Raw genomic sequence first — 17296 nt, forward strand, 5'->3', positions numbered from 1 at the left:
ATGTGTGGCATTGCCGGCTTCTTCTGTCAGGAACCACTGACGGCTGATGCAATCGACATCGCTCAGGCGATGGGAAATCGCCTGCGGCACCGCGGCCCCGACGGTCGCAGCGAGTGGATCGACGCAGACGCCGGTGTCGCGCTCGCTCACCGTCGCCTGGCGATCGTTGATCTGACACCGGCGGGTAGCCAGCCGATGGTCAGCGCCGACGGCCGCTGGGTCATCAGCTTCAACGGCGAGATCTACAACCATGCGGCGCTGCGTCGCGAGCTGGAAGCCCGTCAGGAGGCCCCAGCGTGGCGCGGTCACTCAGATACCGAAACACTGCTCGCCGCCATCGCGGCCTGGGGCATTGGAAAGACTATTGAGCGTTCGGTTGGCATGTTCGCGCTCGCTCTGTGGGACCGTCGGCAGCGCGTCCTGACGCTGGTGCGTGATCGCCTGGGCGAGAAGCCGCTGTACTACGGCCTCCAAGGCGGTGTGTTGCTCTTTGGCTCGGAGTTGGCGGCCCTACGTGCGCACCCGTCCTGGCGTGGCGACATCGACCGCGACGCGCTTGCTCTGATGCTTCAGTACGGCTATGTGCCCACCCCGCGATCTATCCATACAGGGATTCGCAAGCTACCCGCGGGTACGATGCTGCACCTTTCTCGCCCCTCGGATGCAGATGCTGCGCCGACGACTTATTGGTCGGTTCAGGACGTCGCGCTGGCCGGAGCACGCGCCCCGCTCGAGATGAGCGACGATGACGCGGTCAACGAGCTGGAATTCCTCTTGCGCCGATCCATAGAAGGTCAGCGCATGGCCGACGTTCCGCTCGGCGCTTTCCTGTCGGGCGGCATCGACTCGACGACGATCGTCGCGATGATGCAGTCCATGTCTTCGACGCCGGTGAGAACGTTCACCATCGGCCTGCCTGACGCAGCCCTCGACGAATCGGCCGATGCGCGGTCGATCGCCCAATACCTCGGCACTCGCCACACCGAGCTGGTGGTCACGGCGGCAGAGGCGCTGCGCGTCATACCCGAATTGCCGCGTTTGTACGCCGAACCCTTCGCCGATGCCTCCCAGATTCCCACGTACCTCGTGAGTCAGCTCGCGCGACGGGAGGTCACCGTCTCCTTGTCCGGCGATGCGGGCGACGAACTGTTCGGCGGCTATGAGCGCTACCGCTGGGCCGCGCGCGTCGCCGCCGTACCGCCGGCGCTGCGCCGTGCCTGCGGTTTGGCGCTGCGCGCCTTTCCCGCCGAAGCATGGAGCACGATGCTCGCGCCAATTTCACCGCTGCTGCCGCGCGAGTTCCGCGTACGCGACCGAGCGGACCGGCTGCGCAAGCTTGCCAGCGTGTTCGGCGCACGCACGGACGACGAGGTTTATCGGCAAGTCGTCGCCTTCTGGCCACCCGGCACCAACCCGGCGTCTCACGGCGTCGAGCCGTACACGGCGTTCACCGACCCGCCCTGTGGCGATCTCGAGTTCGCTACGCGCATGATGTTGTTGGACCTCCGAACGTACCTGCCGGACGACATACTGGTGAAGGTCGATAGGGCGGCCATGGCGGCCTCTCTCGAGACCCGTGTGCCGCTGCTGGACCATCGGATTGTGGAGTTCGCGCTTCGGCTACCCCTGCACCAGAAGATCCGCGCGGGGCGGGGCAAGTGGATCCTGCGCCAGCTGCTCGAGCGTCACGTACCGCGCGTCCTGACCGAACGACCCAAGAAGGGTTTCGGCATTCCGATACACGCTTGGTTGCGCGGGCCGTTGCGCGAGTGGGCCGAGGGGCTGCTGGCTGAAGACCGGCTTCGCCGGGCAGGTTTGGTTGATCCTGCGCCGGTGCGCGAACTGTGGCGGCAGCACCTGTCTGGCCGTAGCGACTGGGGCTATCGACTCTGGCCGGTGTTGATGTTCGAGGCTTGGCGGGAGCAGGCCTGTCATGGAAGACAATTGGGCGCATGAGGTCTACACCGGTGACCGCGAGCGACGCATCCCACGCCCGAGAGATCGAGACAGGCGAGAGGTTCGCCTTTGGCGCGAACTGGGCGCGCTTCTTGCGGCACCTCGACGACGTGCGCATCCTCGAGGCGGAGCAGTCGCTTCAGCAAATGCTGGGGATTCAATCCCTTCAAGGCTTGCGCTTTCTCGACGCTGGCTCGGGCAGCGGCCTGTTCAGTCTCGCTGCTCGACGCCTTGGCGCAAGCGTGCACTCCTTCGACTACGATCCGAAATCCGTCGCTTGCACACACGCGCTGCGGCAGCGCTACGCGAGGGACGACGCGCTGTGGCGAGTCGAAGAGGGCTCTGTACTCGATACCCGGTATCTGGCGGACCTGGGAACCTTCGACATTGTCTACAGCTGGGGCGTCCTGCACCATACGGGGCAGATGTGGACCGCGATCGACAACGTCAGTCGGCGAGTCTCGGCCGGCGGGCGACTGTTCATCGCAATCTACAACGACCAGGGCGGCATCAGCCGCTATTGGACCGGCGTCAAGCGCCTCTACAACCGCAACGCAGCGGCGCGAACACTCCTAATCGCCGTGTATACGCCATATTTCATTTGCCTGCGATGGATGTATCGCCGACTCACCGGTCTAGGTCGGATAAAACGTGGCATGACCCTCTGGTATGACATGCTCGATTGGCTGGGAGGTTACCCGTTCGAAGTGGCGAAACCTGAAGAAGTTTTCCGATTTCTTCAAACGCGCGGCTTTACGATGCGCGAAATGACGACCGCCGGCGGTACTGGGGCTTGTAATGAATTCTTATTTGAGCTCGTACGTTGATACTACCAGCCGAGAGCTTCCGGGTTTAAAAGTCATTTAAATACTTGGATTTTTAGTTAACAAGCGATCTTTTCGGACCGAGTGATGCCGCGAATCATAAGGCTAGTCATCGAATCTCTTAAGCGCGACGGCCTATCCGAGACGATGGTCCGTGTTAAGACTTATCCTTTTCGGCGCTTGAAAGAATTGTACTTTACAGGAAGAGTGCTGCGACGAGATTCCGTGGAAGCAACTTTCTCATGGATATATCAAAATAATCACTGGGGTAGCGCCGAAAGTGTCAGCGGACCTGGCTCTACCCTTGATTCCACTCAAAATCTGCGAGCGGAGTTACCGCGATTACTCGAACGCCTGTCTGTCAAGGTCTTGCTCGATGCGCCTTGCGGCGACTTTAACTGGATGAGGCATTTGCTTCCCGAGCTCAACCTGCAATACATCGGCGGCGATATTGTCAAAGAAATTATTGATACTCATACTCAAAATTATTCGAGCGATCGAATTTCATTTATGCATGTCAATTTGATCTGCGATCCGCTTCCGCGCGCCGATCTATTAATATGCCGAGATTGTCTCTTTCATTTTTCCTACGAAGACACCAAATTGGTGCTTGAAAATTTTATTCGCTCCGATATTACGTATTTGCTCACCACCACGCACACTAGGGTGAACGAATTTCAGAACAAGGACATAAAGACTGGCGAAGGTCGCCTAATTGATCTCTTCTCTTATCCATACAACTTTCCAAAATCTCCAATTGCCACAATCGAAGATTGGATTCCACCTTACCCCGAAAGAGCCATGTGCTTGTGGACAAGGGAACAGGTGGCTAAAGCGGTGGCAAATTTTGGAAAGGTAGATGCATGAAATAAGCAGAGCGCGCCATTAATCAGGCAGACCAAGTATCCCGGCGTATTTCGCGACGGCGCTGTCAACAGAAAACTCAGCGGCCCGAACTCGTACATTCGGCGGATCATTGTCATCTAATGCAGCGCAAATGGCTGCCGCTAGCGCACGGTGGTCGTTGACGGGCACAAGACGGCCCCAACGACCTCCTTCCAAAACCTCTCTAGGTCCACTTGGGCAATCGGTGCTCACCACCCTTGCCCCGCAAGCCATTGCCTCGACAAGAACATATGACATGCCCTCAAAGGCTGATGACAGCACGAACACTCGGGCGGCGCGCATTGCGGAGTACGGGTTAGGTTCAAACCCAGGCAAATTCAAATCGCTGGCAATTCCAAGACGCTCGCCTAGCTGCAAAAGTGGCATCCGCAACTCACCTTCGCCAAGAATGATCAGCCGAGCAGTTCGAAGCCGTCTTACCACCGCGAACGCTTCGAGCAAGTTTGAGAAATCTTTCTGGTGAGTGAGTCTACCGGCGGCGAGCACAACCGGTACGGCAAGGTCCACGAGCCATGGATGTGACGGTTGCATCGCAGCCTTCACAGTTAGCGCGGCGTCCACCACCGGGTTGTATATGACCATTGATCGATCATCAGCGATCTTGACGTGATGGTGCATGTCGGCCCGTACGCCTTCTGAGACGGAGATCACTGCATCTGCCCACGGGTATGTCAATCGAATTAGACGCCTTGTTAGCCGTGTCTGAATATCTCTGTACTGCCGAAATACCGAGGTCATGTGCGCGTGCTCGCTAAGGACCAAACGCGCCCTAGACCCCGCGACGCGATGGGCGATCGCGGCAACGACATTGGCGTGACTCATCCCAGCCATAAGCGCCGAGGGGCGAACCTGTTGGAGATGCGATATCAACGCTGGCAGCGCCCGCGCTATCGACGCCTGCCTAAGGTCGACAATTCGCACGTCGCTACTGACGCTACTGAGAATTGGCCCGACGGCTTGAGCGACAACCAGATAAACTTCCGCCCCTCTAGCCGCCAAGCCGTTCGCAATAAGTGCGAAAGCTCGTTCAGTCCCACCTCCGGCGAGAGACGGCAAAAATAGAGATATCCGGGTGGGTGCGCGAATAGACTGACTCATGTCCGCCTACTTTGCAACGCGATCCAAGCTACTGTGGCCGTCACAAGGTACATCACGCACGTTGCCAACATTAAGCCAATTGCGCCGTGGCCTTGTATCAGGAGTGCGCTTGCCAGAAGCTTAGCCGCGAGCCCTAGAACCGCTACTAAAGCCAGGGACCATCTGGCGCCAGCTGCCGCCAAGGTAGCGACAAGAATCAGGCCACCCAAAAAGCTTGGCATTTGAAACATGCCGTAGCGCAACAAATGTGCAACCAACACTCGATCCTCTGCAGTAAAGCGACCGCGCTCGTATAAGAGCGACACAAGTGGCTCCGCGAAAAAAGCAATGGCAAGCCCTAGTAGAGCGCCAGCTCCAGCCGCCACTAGTGCCCAACGGAGGCCCGCCCGGCGAGCACCAATGGGGTCTCGCGCCATCCAATTCGCCATCAGTGGCAGGCTCGTGCGCTGGAGCGCGATTCCCGCAAGCCCTTGCATTCCGAGCACCAAGCGGTTGGCGTAGCTAATTGTCGCAATCGCACTGTCGCCTAACCCGGCCGCGAAGAACGGATCCACCAGAGGTACGAGTGTGAACAACACCTGGCTGATTAGCAGCGCTGAGGCGCCCCGCCTGAAGCCACTCCAAGCTTCGGATTCGAATCCTATTCTCGGACTGGGAAGTGTGTCGGAAACTCGTAGGGCAAGTGCCATCACGATCACCTGAAGCGTCAAACCGAAGCTGGTTCCCCAGAACAACATCGAGTCGTTCATCGTTAGGAGCGTCACTATGAGCACTACCGGCGGGACAGCCTCTAACAGCGTCAGCAGATGCAACCCCGAGGAAACCAACCAGGCTGCGAACAACGCGCCAACCAGTCCCACCGGCACCACCCAAACCAACGCATGCACGCCAAGCGCCGCTTGTGCCGACGCGCTGCCGCTTGGCGCGCCGAAGACGCCTCGCGCGAACAGCGACATTCCCCACCATGCAATAGGCAACGAGATCAGTGCTACCACAAGCATCGCGCCAAAAAGCTCAGAGCGAAAGCGTCTGATGACAAGTGGCCGTTCCGAACGAAGGGACGCGTCGACAGGCGCCACCAAGAGTGTCAACGTCGATATCGCTACTGCGACAGGCCAGTTGACTAGGTTCAGTAGGTAATAGTACGCGTCGACGGTCGGGCCCGCGCCGTAACGCCAAGCGATGGCGGCGTCTTGCCCGACGCGCGCCGCGCCCGTTAAAGCGGCAAAGGCCGCGACGATTGCCATCCCGCGACCAAGTGCACGAGCCTGTGAGGACTGGTCGTCGCTACTCACGACGCGACTCTGCCAACTGTTGCAAGTGCCAGTGCACTGCCGCGTCCCAGTTCCAGTACGCTGCGGCGAAAGCGGCACAGTCATGCCGCTGCTGGTCGCGCTGAGCATCGGGCAGGGCGAGCCAGCCCGCGACCGCGGCGACGGCACGATGTGACGTTTCAATTCCGGCCTCGGGCAGGATGACGCGCAGAGATGGCGGCACCGCGGACCCGGCGGCGACCGATTCGGTGATGCACGCCGGCAAACCGCAAGCCATGGCCTCCTGCACCACAAGTGGAAAACCTTCGCCATGACTTGGCAAGACGAGCAGGTCGGCGGCTTGGTAGTACGCAACCAGGTTCGATTGGTCCATCGCGGGCAGCACGCGCACCTGCGGCAAACCCCACCGTTCCGGCTGCTCCGGCCCATGACCGATGACGCACCATTGCCAATCCGGACGCGCAGCGGCCATTTCGCGAAGCAGCGGTAGCCTCTTCTTCGGCACGAACCGGCCGACGAACAACATCAATGGGCGGGATGGGTCGAATCCGAGCCGGCTGCGAATTTCGGCGGGGTCGCCTTCACTGGGTCGGAACACCCCACCATCTACGCCGTTGGGCACGTCATGAAATCGGGGCGAAGGTCTCGTCAAGGTCTCGAAGTATCTACGCACGGCCGGACTGATGAACGCGACAGCGTCTGCGGGGTGCAGCACATAGCGTGCGCCGGTTCGGTTGGCCAATACCAAGAGCGGTCGAAGCAGCGCTGGAAGTGGCACTGGCCCGATGTGCTGTGTGACGATCAGGCGCTTCCGATACCGACGCGCCAGCCAGGCGCCGGCTAGGCTTCCCGCATAAATGGCGTCGTGTACGTGCACGGCATCGGCATCACGCACACGGCGTGCCAGACGCATCAATGATCGCGGACTCCACAGCGGGTAGGGTAGACCGGAAATGCGCTCCATCGCATTGAATGTCGTCATCGGCGCGCATGAGACACCGGGCAGCGCAGGGGGGGGGTCAGTGTCGCTCGCACACCAGACGACCTCCGCGCCGCTCTTTGCCATCGAAGCAGCGAGCTGCGCTGCCACGCGCTCGATGCCACCGCCATGGGCGGGGTAGTAGTGGGTCACCAGCACGATGCGCAGCACGCGTTGATGGACGACCGCGCTCATTTCACCGCGTCCGCGCCGCGGTAGTAGTTCATCATGGCCCTTGCATCGATCGCGCTTTCGGACGCGCGGCGGCCAATGAAATAGAAACCACCGCCGCCATCGAGTGCGGCCGCGCGTCGGGCAAGTATCGGGTCCAGCAACGTAAGCCAGCCCAGCAACAGACGAGTGATTCCTTTGAAGACTCGCCTCAGCGCGACCGACGATGTCCACGCTAACAGAAAGTACTCGACGCTCCAGACCAGAACGCTTGCCGGGCCGGTTGCCAGTCCACTCGCCTCTTCATGAAACTCGCGGAACAGCCAGCGGTGCCCGGAACGGGTAAAGCGAGTGAAGTCAAATTCACCCATGTGGACTTGCTGCATGAATGGTGTGGTCGCGTAGATCAGGCCGTCGATAGCGAGCACGCGCCGCATCTCGTCGACGCAGCGTTGCGGCTCGAGCACATGCTCAAGGACCGCAATGCAGATGATCAGATCAAAGCCGCCGTCGTGGAATGGAAGATCGGAAGCGTCGCACACGATGCGTGCGCGTCCGGCGAGCGACACGTCGGTCTCGAGCCAGAGAGCACCCTCGACGTCAGCAAGCTCACCATAGCCCGCGGTTCCGTCGCCGCAACCGACAACTAGCACACGCCGTCGGTCCACCGGCCGCGCCGCGAGCATCGCAGTCAACCGCCGACGGCAGTGAACTGACGATACGTCGCGGCTAGGTGAAGGCAGCCATCGTCCCAGTTTCAGCGCCCACGGGGCGGGATTCTTGAAGGTAGTACGCGCACGTGGCTGAAAATCTTCGGCGCGGAATACGCTGCGCGCAGGATTCAGCAGGACGGGCACACCTTCGATGTCTGGATGGACGTGCACCGGCTGCCCGAGGCAATGCCACGTAGGCGAGTCGTACTTCAGTCCGCTCGCACACATCGGGCATCGCAACGCGAGGCGCGAGTCGTGCGCATTGAGAAATCGCGCCGCTCCCGCGTCTTTTGCGCCGACGGCGGCCGCAGTCAAAAATCCTTGTCCCACGGAAAGTGGTAGCGCCCCTGCAAACGATCGCAGGGCATCGCAAAGTCGGGGCGGAGAATCGTCGCGACATTGCCGACGACGACCGGATTGAGCGCTCGGAAATACTTGTAGTAGACCAAGCCGTCGTCTCTGACAATTGCGCCAATGTCGGTCATTGCATACCCACGCCGATAGTCCTCGCGGCCTCTGACGGCCAGGCTATTTCCAGAACGCGGGAAGAACTTCGGACACGCCATTTCAAGCTTCTGCAACACAGCTTCGGCGCGTACGCGCAACTCGCTCGCCTCGGTGCGTTCTGATTTCGAACTCGCTGGGCTCTTGGTTAGGCGACAGATCGTAAATCCCTGCAGCAGTTTCGGGTGCAAGGCCTTCGCATCATCAGGAATCTTGGGGAGACTGGTCGATTCAAGGAACCTGCAGTTCAGAGGATCCTTCAACCGCAAACCATACGGCGCCATCATTGCGTCGATGGCTTCGGCAGTCCGTTGTTGCGGCTCGCCGTTTCCATTGAATTGGGAATCGAGGCGGGGACCGATCACCCAAACTGCCTCGTTCCTGGAAATCAGCCGTGAGATCCTTTCGTTTGCCAGTCCACCCTCGATTTGCCTCGCATCGGAGATGCTGATCCAACTGGATTGGGGGTGGAACTTTGGCGCGATTAGCGAGAACGAGATGCCACTTGCCGTCAAAAATGTGGCTGGTTCGTGTGCCAGGTCGTTGGGTAGCCGCAGATCGAAGTAGTCGCGCTTCCAACGCGTCAGGGCCCATTCGTCTGGCGCCCAAGCGGATTGCATTGACAGGCCCTGCAAAGCTAGAACTCCTATCGCGATGCACACCGTTGTCCGGGTCGAAAGCGCAAGACGAACCATCAGCGCGGCAATCAACGGCCCCACAACCAACAGAGCCGGTACGAAGTACCGCCCGTTGCCGGAGGTGGCCTCCCAAAGAGCAAAGCCCGAGATGATGAACCCCGCGAGCCCGGTCAGCGCACGGCCGCATCGTGCACGCTGGTTCCAGACCAATGCGCCGAGCCACAACGCGAGAAGCAGGGCGATTGCAAATCGCGAATCTGGTGCAGGGATTTCCAGGTAGACGCCACTGGAAGGGTCGGCCATCACCAAGGGGCGCGCCAATGCTTCAGCCAGGGTCTCCGGGATGAAACGCGACATCAGGGCGCTCCCGCCCCCGCCTGGGGGTGAGGCCACGTTGTGAAACCAGCCATCGAACATCGGATAAAAAGGATTGCCGAATGACTTCCACAACTGAAAGCCCCATGGCGCGTATGCGATGACATAGCCAACGATTGCAGATGTGCTCGCCAGCAATGCCGTTCGCAACCAGTTCATCAGACCCGGCGGAGAGGCAACGAGCCAGAGCGGGATCGTGGCCAGCAGCATCGGTGCATTCGACAACTTGAAGCCCACCGAAGCGCCACCCAGCGCTCCAGCGAGTGCGGCCGTTCGCCACCAACCTTCTGGCTTTCGCTCATCGCCCACCAAGAGGGCGACCGCAAATACCAAGGGGATGCTTGCAAGGAGATCATTCGATGTGCTGTCCATCTGCGACAGCACCACCGGGCTGAGCAGGCCAAGCAGGACGCCGAACCAGCGTAGCGCTATATCCCGGGCGCTTTCACCAGGCAGCAGCTTGCGTGCAAGCAACGCAAGTGGTACCGCCACAAGCGCCTGTAGCGCCGCTAAAGCCACTCCCGCTTGGACGCCGGTGGCGCCGGCAGCAGCAAGCAAATACAGCGGAACGTACAGATAGGGGTATTGATAGACCTGGGAGTGCGCCGCGTCCACATCCAGATGGAAGCGCGGATGTAGGGCAGACCACCCGAGGTAGAAATGATGGTTAAGCGCAGCCCACGACAGGCCGAGACTGACGTATGCAAGTGGAACGCTCGCAAACAGCAGCAAAGCCGTCAGCAATGCCAGCGCGACGTCTCGCCAGATGGGGGTCATCCGCGACAGGAGGGCGCGGCCGGAGTCAATGGGGCCACCGGGCAGCAACGAGCTGGTTGTCAATTGCAGATTGGGAGGTAGGGTTGTCAGTTGAGCGCTGGGTTTTGCGCACGCCGGGCAACGGCAGGCGAACGTATTCGAGCACAAAAGCAGCTACCACCAGTTGGCTTCCCGAAAGCAACAGGGCGCCCGACGGCACTGCGATGCGCATCAACACACGCGGATCGGTAGCGGCGAAACCCACACCCGACCAATAGGCAACGCTCAAGATTGCGAACCCGAGCCCGCACAAGACCAGTAGGCCGGCAACCAGCAGGCCGTGTTCGAGAGTCACGCGGTCAAGCCATTGAAGCGCGCGAGGGAGGAGCGGAAGGGTGCGCATTCGCACCGCATGCATGTAGGAAAGCGCACCGAAAAGCAGCATCTGCCATCCGACATTGAAGCCAACCATCGCATAGACCAACGTATGCACGTCGAGGCCCAGCGGGCCGAGCACCACCGGCCCAAGCTCAAGCATGATCATGAGCGCCAAGCAGAGACCGGCGAGCATCGCACCAGGATACAGAAAGAGCCACTGCGGCGCGTGAATCAGTAGAAAGCGCAAATGTCGCCATCCATCGCGCCAACTACGCAGATGGGGTGGGCGACCGCGGCCATCGGGGCTGAGCGTCGTCGGAACCTCGACGATACGCAGGCCGTACAGCGACGCCTTTACGACCATCTCGCTCGCGAACTCCATCCCTGTGCAGCAGAGATCCAAACCAAGGATGGCGCCGCGCTCAAAGCCGCGCAGACCGCAATGGAAGTCGCGTATCGGCGTGCGAAAGAATACCCGGCCAATCCCGCTTAGCGCGGGATTGCCCAGATAGCGATGCAAGCGCGGCATTGCGTTCGGCGCGATACCGCCGGCGAAGCGGTTGCCCATGACCAGTTCGGCGCCTCCGCGCAGTGCGCCGACAAACGCGTCGAGTTGCGAGAAGTCGTAGCTGTCGTCGGAATCGCCTATCACGACGAACTTGCCGCGGGCCGCACGTATTCCAGCAATAAGGGCCGCCCCGTAGCCGCGCACTGGAACTTCGACGACTCGCGCGCCGTGAAGCTCGGCGATTGCGCGCGAACCATCGGTAGAGCCGTTGTCAGCAATGACTACTTCGCCATCGACCTTCGCTCGCTCAAGATAGGATTTGGCCTTCTCGATACAGCTTCCGAGGGTGCGCGCCTCATTGAGGCACGGCATCAAGATCGTCAGGTCCATGGAAATGCCGTCCAGGGCTGAAACGAAAAAGAGGCGCTCGATCTGAGCGCCTCATTGGACTACCCAGCTACTGCTACTTGCAGGAGCCTGGCAGATACTTGGCCGGGATGGTGCCGGCAGCGCACTTGAACGTGCCGACCTGAATCGGGATGTCCGTCAACGCCAGGGCAGAGCCGTCCGCCTTCAGCGGGGTCAGTGTGATCGTGCCGCCGGCCGCGTCCTTCAAGTCTGCCGCGCTCGTCAGCGTCACAGTGATCACACCAATGTCGCTTGTAGTGACGGTACTAACGTACTTTGACGAGCTATTCGCGGTCGTTTGTTCGCAGCCCCAGCCGTTTGTGCCTGGCCCAGCAGTGGCGTTCGAGGTCTGATAGACCTCGGCCACTGCTGTGCGGCACTGACTGGTCGCCAAAATACCTTCCGAGACCTTGGCCTTGATCGTGTAAGTCTGGTACGCCGGCAGCGCAACCGCCGCCAAGATGCCGATGATCGCGACAACGATCATCAATTCGATGAGGGTGAACCCTGCTTGAACTCGACGCTTCATAGGTGACCTCCTATTAGAAGTGATTGGCTGCCGAACTATCGTTACTTGCAGGAGCCCGGCAGGTACTTGGCCGGGATGGTACCGGCGGCGCACTTAAACGTACCGACCTGAATTGGGATGTCAGTCAACGCAAGCGCAGAGCCGTCCGCCTTCAGCGGAGTCAGCGTAATCGTGCCACCGGCCGCGTCCTTCAGGTCGGCGGCGCTCGACAGCGTCACGGTGATAACACCGGTGGTACCGGTAGTAACGGTGCTAACGTATTTGGACGAACCGTTCGCGGTGGTTTGTTCGCAACCCCAGCCGTTTGCGCCCGGCCCAACAGTCGCATTCGAGGTCTGATAGACCTCAGCGACGGCAGTGCGGCACTGACTGGTCGCCAAAATGCCTTCCGAGACCTTGGCCTTGATCGTATAGGTTTGATACGCCGGCAATGCGACGGCTGCCAGGATGCCGATGATCGCTACGACGATCATCAACTCGATAAGGGTAAAACCTGCTTGAACGCTGCGCTTCATAAGAGAACTCCGTTGAGATATAGGGATGGGGCAGCGCGTAGATGCGAAGCGTGTGCCAAGCCGTTTTTGGGTGAGATCGGTAAGGCGCGGTCGAAAAGTGACACTAAAGGTCACCGTTTTTCCCTAATCGCGGGCGCGCTGCGTCACTACGACCCATTAGGTCACCCCAATTCGCATCGCCTGCCCCGCCCCCAACGCCGCAATCCGATGCGGCGACCCCAGCCGCCCGATCTCCGCCATCACCGCCTCGCTCTCGCCCGGCTTGATGTGCGTGATGTGCACGTCGACGCTTCCCGCCAGCTGCGCCAGCTCGTGCCCCAGCGCCGCCGGGCACAGGTGGCGGCTGATGCGCGCCAGCTGGCGCTCCTCGTCGCTGAAGGCCGTCTCGATGACGAGGTGCGCCACCTTGATCGTCCGCAGCCGCTCCCACAACGCCGGGTTCGGCCCGGTGTCGCCGGTGAAGACCCAGGCGCCGGCCGCCTCGTCCCGGGGCAGCACCGCGAAGCCGACGGCCGGCACGGTATGCGATGCGGTCAGTACCTCGATGCGCTTGCCGTTGACTTCCAGGACATCCCCGACCGCGAACGGCACGAGCTTCAGGATCGGGTCGTCGGCGCTGGGCAGGCGGGTGAAGTCGGGCCAGATCACGCCGTTGAAGATGTGGGTGCGCAGCGCGGCGATGGTCTCGGGCAGCGCGTGCACCTGGATCGCGCCGCGCTGGTGCTCCTCGCGCACGCGCATCACGGCGTCGGCGAGCAGGCCGATCGAGAGCACATGGTCGAGGTGGGAGTGGCTGATCAGGATGTGGTCGATGCGGGCGAGCGCGTCGAGCTCCAGGTCGCCGACGCCGGTGCCGGCGTCGATCAGCACGTCGCCGTCGAGCAGGAACGCCGTGGTCTTGCAGCCCTTGGCGATGGACCCGGAGCAGCCGAGCACGGTGAGATTCATTTGCTGTCGAAGGTGTGGGCCCCGTCCCATCCGTCGGGTGGGGGCGTGGTGCGATGGTGGCAGGTGCGTTCGTCGAGCTGGCGGTACAGACCGGCAAGGCCGGACTCGGCGAACCCCTCGAGCAGCCCCTGCAGGCGGGCGTGGGTAGCGTCCCAATCTTGCAGCCGGTACGAGGTGAGCGCAAGCTGCCAAAGTCGCGTTTCCTCGTCGAAGCGTGCAGATCGGTCGAGCGGGATCACGACCGGCGTGAAAAGCGTCACGGGTCGGTTCTTGCCCTTGACCCGCACCCGGTCGACCTCGACCCAGCGCCAGTCCGCCGGCGCCGGCACGCCGCGACGCGTGTCCTCGCCGACGAGGATGTCGACGCCGTAGTGCCGGGTCAGCCCCTCGATGCGTGACGACAGGTTCACGGCGTCGCCCATCACGGTGTAGCTGCGGCGCATGCTGGAGCCCATGTCGCCGACGCAGACGATGCCGGTGTTCAGCCCGATGCCCAGGCCGATCTCGGGCAGCTTGCGTCCGCGCAGCTCGGCGTTGAGGGCCTCCAGGCGCTGCACCATCGCCAGTGCGGCGCGGGTGGCGTGTTCGGCATGCGCGGTGTCGGGCAGCGGCGCGCCCCAGAAGGCCATGATCGCGTCGCCGATGTACTTGTCGAGCGTGCCGCGCTGGGCGCGGATCTGCGTGGTCATGGCCGAGAAGAAGCTGTTGACCAGGCCGCGCACGTCCTCCGGCGGCAGCAGCTCGGAGACGCGGGTGAAGTTGCGCATGTCGCAGAACATCACGGTGAGCTCGCGATTCTCGGCGCGCATGTCGTAGCGCGCCGGGTCGCGCGCCATCTCCTCGACGAGCTCGGGCGGCACGTAGGTGCCGAACAGGCGGGCCAGCGAGCGCCGGCTGCGGCCTTCCACGATGTAGCCCCATATCGTGGCGCCGAAGTAGATCGCGACCGTCAGCAGCAGCGGGCCGGCCAGCGGCAGCAGCAGGCCGTGAGCGCGGTAGGCCCACAGGTTGGTGCCCACCAGGATCAACGCCACCGCGGCGGCCACCTGCGCGCCGCGCAGCGCGCGCGCCCTCGGCAGCGCCCAGGTGAGCAGCGCGGCGATGGCCAGCAGCTGCAGCACCTCGAACGCGCTCGCCCAATCGGGGGCGGCGGGCACCTGGCCGTCGAGCAGGCCGGACAGCAGGTTGGCGTGCACCTCGACGCCCGGGAAGACCTCGGCCACGGGCGTGGCGCGCTGGTCGTACAGGCCCGGCGCGGTGGTGCCGATGAACACGAGCTTGCCGTCCAGGTGCCCCGGCGCGATCCGGGCGCGCATCAGATCGACCGCGGAGACGTACTCGAACGAGCCGCCGTGTGGCCCGCCGGGCCCGCGGTAGGGCACGCGCACGCGTGCGTGCTGGTCGACGGGGATGGCCTGCTGCTGCGTGCCCCGGCCGGCGCTGCCCGCCTGCTGCAGGATCACGCTCTGCAGCGCGTTGTAGTCGCTGGCGAGCCAGCGCTCGTGCGGGAAGCCGGGCAGCACCGCGGGCGAGCCGGTGTAGAGCCGGTACATCGCGAGCGACAGCGGCTCGTAGTGGCGCCCGCCCAGCTCGGAGATCAACGCCACCGCGCGCACCAGGCCGTCCGGGTCGGGCACGTTGTTGAAGTAGCCGGCGGCGGGCGCGGCGCGCGCGAACTGCGGCAGATTCGACGCGTACCCGTCCCAGCGGGTGAACGAGATCGGCCGGCCCTGCAGCAGCGCGGCGTCGAACACCGGCGCCGGCAGCTGGCCGCTCTGGCGGCCGTCGCGCAGGTTGGTCAGGTAGTAGCCGAGGACGACGTTGCGGTCGGCGAGCGAACGGGCGAAGCGGGCATCGAAGTCGAGCTGCGGGCGCAGCGGTTCGATCGCGCTGGCCAGGGCCGGCGCGGTGGCCGCGAGGCGTTCGAGCGTCGGCAATCCGGAACTGGTGTCCGGCTCGGCGAACACGAAGTCGAAGCCGACGACGGCGGCGCGCTGACGCGTGAACAGCTCGTCGACCAGCGCCGCGACGTGGTCGCGGCTCCAGGGCCAGCGGCCAACCTCGGCGAGGCTTTTCTCGTCGATGTCGACGATGACGATCCGCGGATCGGACGTGCGCGGCATGAAGGTGCGCAGCCGCGCGTCGTCGATCGCCAGATCGAGCCCGGTCAGCGTGCGCAGCGGCCGCAAGCCGGTGGCGTGGCCCAGCGCGACCAAGAGCGCGGCCAGCAGCAGCAGCGCGCGCAAGGCGCGCCACAGGCCGGAGCGCGAGGTCATCGCAGGAGAGGCTGGCAGGTCCGCAACGGCGCGGGCCGGAAGGGAATCAGGCCTGGACGAACTGCATCTGCGTGCCGGCGAGCTCGATCACGTCGCCGTTCTTGAGGTGCACGGTCTCGCCGACGACGGGGTTGCCGTTGACGGTGGGCTGCAGCGCGCCTTCGACGTGGGCCAGCACGTAGCCGCCCGGCCGCTTGGTGATCGACGCGACTTGCACGCCGGGCTTGCCGACGGTGGTGACGACCTTGGTCAGCGACACCTCGCGGCCGGCGGCGGCGCCGTTCAGCACGCGGATCGAGGCCGGGATCGTCGACGAGCCGAGGGAACCGAAGCCGGAGTTGCCGAAGCCGGAGTGCGGCGGCTGGCCCGGCACGCCCGGCGGGCGAGTGCCGGGCTTCATGATCATCGTCTTCTCGTAGTCGGTGCCGTCGTCGACGATGAACTTGATCTTGTACTTGCCGATCTCGACGGTGTCGTTGTGGCTCAGCAGCTGCTTCTTGACGGCCTTGCCGTTGATGTAGGTGCCGTTGGTGCTGTTCAGGTCTTCGATGAAGACATCGGCGCCAACCATCTGCAGCACGGCATGCTCGCCGCTGACCGCGAGGTTGTCGATCACGATGTCGTTGTAGGGCCGCCGGCCGAGCGTCGTCTTGTCCTTGGTGATCTGCACTTCCTTGATCACCACACCATCGAGCGATACGACCAGTTTGCCCATTGCTGTTTGACCTCTTGTGACTAAGTCTTAGCGGCGGAACGGCCACCAGGAGCGCGCGGCACCGGCGCCGCCGCGGACTCGCGCCAGCACCACGGAGATATTATCCTTGCCGCCCGCCTCGTTGGCCGCGTCGATCAACGCGCTGGCCGCCTCGGGCAGCGTCTCGGCGCCCATCAGCAACTGCGCGATGCTTTCGTCGTCGAGCATGTCGGACAGTCCGTCGGAGCATAGCAGGTAGGTGTCGCCGGGCATCACGTCGTGCAGGTGGGTCTCGAGCAGCACGGTGTCCTCGACGCCGACCGCCCGGGTCACGAGGTTCTTGTTGGCCGAGAACGCGGCCTGCTCGGGGGTGATCAGGCCGGAGTCGATCTGCTCCTGCAGCAGCGAATGATCGTGGGTGATCTGGGTCAGGCGCGACGCGCGCAGCCGGTAGGCCCGCGAATCGCCGACGTGGCCCACGAGCAGCCGCGATTCGCGGAACACTCCGACGACCAGCGTCGTGCCCATGCCCGCGTACTGCGGGTTCGAATTGGCGGCATTGAAGATCGCGCGGTTGGCGTTGTCCACGCAGATGTCCATCGCGCGGCGCACGTCGGTGTCGGTGGCGGTCTCGGAGGCTTCGGCCAGCCAGCGGCCGAGTTCGGACTTGATGAAGGCGGTGGCCATGCCGCTGGCGACCTCGCCGGCGTTGTAGCCGCCCATGCCGTCGGCCAGCACGACCAGTGAGGTGGCGTCGTCGACGGCGACCGAATCTTCGTTGTTGCTGCGCGCGCGGCCGGTGTCGGTGGCGCTGAAGAATTCGAGGGTCATGGACGGAACGTGTAC

Annotated in this window: 15 protein-coding genes; 3 read left to right on the forward strand and 12 right to left on the reverse strand. The window is 62.8% G+C overall.

Features of this window, described 5'->3' with window-relative positions; genetic code table 11:
- The 3 genes from asnB to ACWH49_RS09720 all read left to right on the forward strand — a co-directional run bounded on the left by asnB (position 1) and on the right by ACWH49_RS09720 (position 3647).
- Positions 1-1956, forward strand: a complete 1956-nt coding sequence (gene asnB, locus ACWH49_RS09710) for an asparagine synthase (glutamine-hydrolyzing) (RefSeq protein WP_448171277.1) — start codon at positions 1-3, stop codon at positions 1954-1956.
- Between the two features lie 11 nt (positions 1957-1967).
- A complete protein-coding gene (locus tag ACWH49_RS09715; protein ID WP_448171278.1) occupies positions 1968-2783 on the forward strand; it encodes a class I SAM-dependent methyltransferase in 816 nt (271 codons plus the stop codon).
- A gap of 222 nt (positions 2784-3005) precedes the next feature.
- Positions 3006-3647 carry a class I SAM-dependent methyltransferase gene (locus ACWH49_RS09720; protein WP_448171279.1) on the forward strand — a complete coding sequence of 214 codons (642 nt, stop codon included), beginning with the start codon at positions 3006-3008 and terminating at the stop codon, positions 3645-3647.
- Between the two features lie 18 nt (positions 3648-3665).
- On the opposite strand, the gene ACWH49_RS09725 is transcribed toward ACWH49_RS09720, so the two are convergent.
- The 12 genes from ACWH49_RS09725 to ACWH49_RS09780 form a co-directional block, all read right to left on the reverse strand.
- Positions 3666-4784, reverse strand: a complete 1119-nt coding sequence (locus ACWH49_RS09725) for a glycosyltransferase (RefSeq protein ID WP_448171280.1) — start codon at positions 4782-4784, stop codon at positions 3666-3668.
- Complete coding sequence (locus tag ACWH49_RS09730) at positions 4781-6031, reverse strand: lipid II flippase MurJ (protein WP_448171281.1); 1251 nt, start codon at positions 6029-6031, stop codon at positions 4781-4783. Before ACWH49_RS09730 ends, ACWH49_RS09725 begins: the two co-directional genes overlap by 4 nt.
- Before the next feature lie 40 nt (positions 6032-6071).
- Positions 6072-7232: a glycosyltransferase family 4 protein gene (locus tag ACWH49_RS09735; protein WP_448171282.1), complete on the reverse strand. Its 1161-nt coding sequence runs from the start codon at positions 7230-7232 to the stop codon at positions 6072-6074.
- Positions 7229-8236 (reverse strand): class I SAM-dependent methyltransferase, encoded by a 1008-nt coding sequence (locus ACWH49_RS09740; RefSeq protein ID WP_448171283.1) that lies wholly within the window; start codon positions 8234-8236, stop codon positions 7229-7231. Before ACWH49_RS09740 ends, ACWH49_RS09735 begins: the two co-directional genes overlap by 4 nt.
- Positions 8233-10215, reverse strand: coding sequence for a hypothetical protein (locus ACWH49_RS09745; RefSeq protein ID WP_448171284.1), 1983 nt, complete (start codon positions 10213-10215; stop codon positions 8233-8235). Before ACWH49_RS09745 ends, ACWH49_RS09740 begins: the two co-directional genes overlap by 4 nt.
- A 25-nt stretch (positions 10216-10240) precedes the next feature.
- Positions 10241-11470 (reverse strand): glycosyltransferase family 2 protein, encoded by a 1230-nt coding sequence (locus tag ACWH49_RS09750; protein ID WP_448171285.1) that lies wholly within the window; start codon positions 11468-11470, stop codon positions 10241-10243.
- 73 nt (positions 11471-11543) lie between these two features.
- Complete coding sequence (locus ACWH49_RS09755; RefSeq protein ID WP_448171286.1) at positions 11544-12017, reverse strand: pilin; 474 nt, start codon at positions 12015-12017, stop codon at positions 11544-11546.
- A gap of 41 nt (positions 12018-12058) precedes the next feature.
- Positions 12059-12532 carry a pilin gene (locus ACWH49_RS09760; protein WP_448171287.1) on the reverse strand — a complete coding sequence of 158 codons (474 nt, stop codon included), beginning with the start codon at positions 12530-12532 and terminating at the stop codon, positions 12059-12061.
- 156 nt (positions 12533-12688) lie between these two features.
- A complete protein-coding gene (locus ACWH49_RS09765) occupies positions 12689-13480 on the reverse strand; it encodes an MBL fold metallo-hydrolase (RefSeq protein WP_448171288.1) in 792 nt (263 codons plus the stop codon).
- Positions 13477-15756: a CHASE2 domain-containing protein gene (locus ACWH49_RS09770; RefSeq protein ID WP_448171289.1), complete on the reverse strand. Its 2280-nt coding sequence runs from the start codon at positions 15754-15756 to the stop codon at positions 13477-13479. The genes ACWH49_RS09765 and ACWH49_RS09770 overlap by 4 nt, the downstream gene beginning before the upstream one ends.
- Positions 15757-15802: 46 nt before the next feature.
- Positions 15803-16471 carry an FHA domain-containing protein gene (locus ACWH49_RS09775; RefSeq protein ID WP_448171290.1) on the reverse strand — a complete coding sequence of 223 codons (669 nt, stop codon included), beginning with the start codon at positions 16469-16471 and terminating at the stop codon, positions 15803-15805.
- Positions 16472-16498: 27 nt separating this feature from the next.
- Complete coding sequence (locus ACWH49_RS09780) at positions 16499-17281, reverse strand: Stp1/IreP family PP2C-type Ser/Thr phosphatase (protein WP_448171291.1); 783 nt, start codon at positions 17279-17281, stop codon at positions 16499-16501.
- Positions 17282-17296 lie beyond the last annotated feature (15 nt).

This window comes from Rhizobacter fulvus, assembly GCF_964020785.1.

Bases quoted from the DNA above. Each gene is read 5' to 3' on its own strand.
- asnB (WP_448171277.1), top strand. From the start codon at position 1: ATGTGTGGCATTGCCGGCTTCTTCTGTCAGGAACCACTGACGGCTGAT.
- ACWH49_RS09725 (WP_448171280.1), bottom strand. From the start codon at position 4,784: ATGAGTCAGTCTATTCGCGCACCCACCCGGATATCTCTATTTTTGCCG.
- ACWH49_RS09730 (WP_448171281.1), bottom strand. From the start codon at position 6,031: ATGGCAATCGTCGCGGCCTTTGCCGCTTTAACGGGCGCGGCGCGCGTC.
- ACWH49_RS09735 (WP_448171282.1), bottom strand. From the start codon at position 7,232: ATGAGCGCGGTCGTCCATCAACGCGTGCTGCGCATCGTGCTGGTGACC.
- ACWH49_RS09745 (WP_448171284.1), bottom strand. From the start codon at position 10,215: ATGACCCCCATCTGGCGAGACGTCGCGCTGGCATTGCTGACGGCTTTG.
- ACWH49_RS09750 (WP_448171285.1), bottom strand. From the start codon at position 11,470: ATGGACCTGACGATCTTGATGCCGTGCCTCAATGAGGCGCGCACCCTC.
- ACWH49_RS09755 (WP_448171286.1), bottom strand. From the start codon at position 12,017: ATGAAGCGTCGAGTTCAAGCAGGGTTCACCCTCATCGAATTGATGATC.
- ACWH49_RS09760 (WP_448171287.1), bottom strand. From the start codon at position 12,532: ATGAAGCGCAGCGTTCAAGCAGGTTTTACCCTTATCGAGTTGATGATC.
- ACWH49_RS09765 (WP_448171288.1), bottom strand. From the start codon at position 13,480: ATGAATCTCACCGTGCTCGGCTGCTCCGGGTCCATCGCCAAGGGCTGC.
- ACWH49_RS09770 (WP_448171289.1), bottom strand. From the start codon at position 15,756: ATGACCTCGCGCTCCGGCCTGTGGCGCGCCTTGCGCGCGCTGCTGCTG.
- ACWH49_RS09775 (WP_448171290.1), bottom strand. From the start codon at position 16,471: ATGGGCAAACTGGTCGTATCGCTCGATGGTGTGGTGATCAAGGAAGTG.
- ACWH49_RS09780 (WP_448171291.1), bottom strand. From the start codon at position 17,281: ATGACCCTCGAATTCTTCAGCGCCACCGACACCGGCCGCGCGCGCAGC.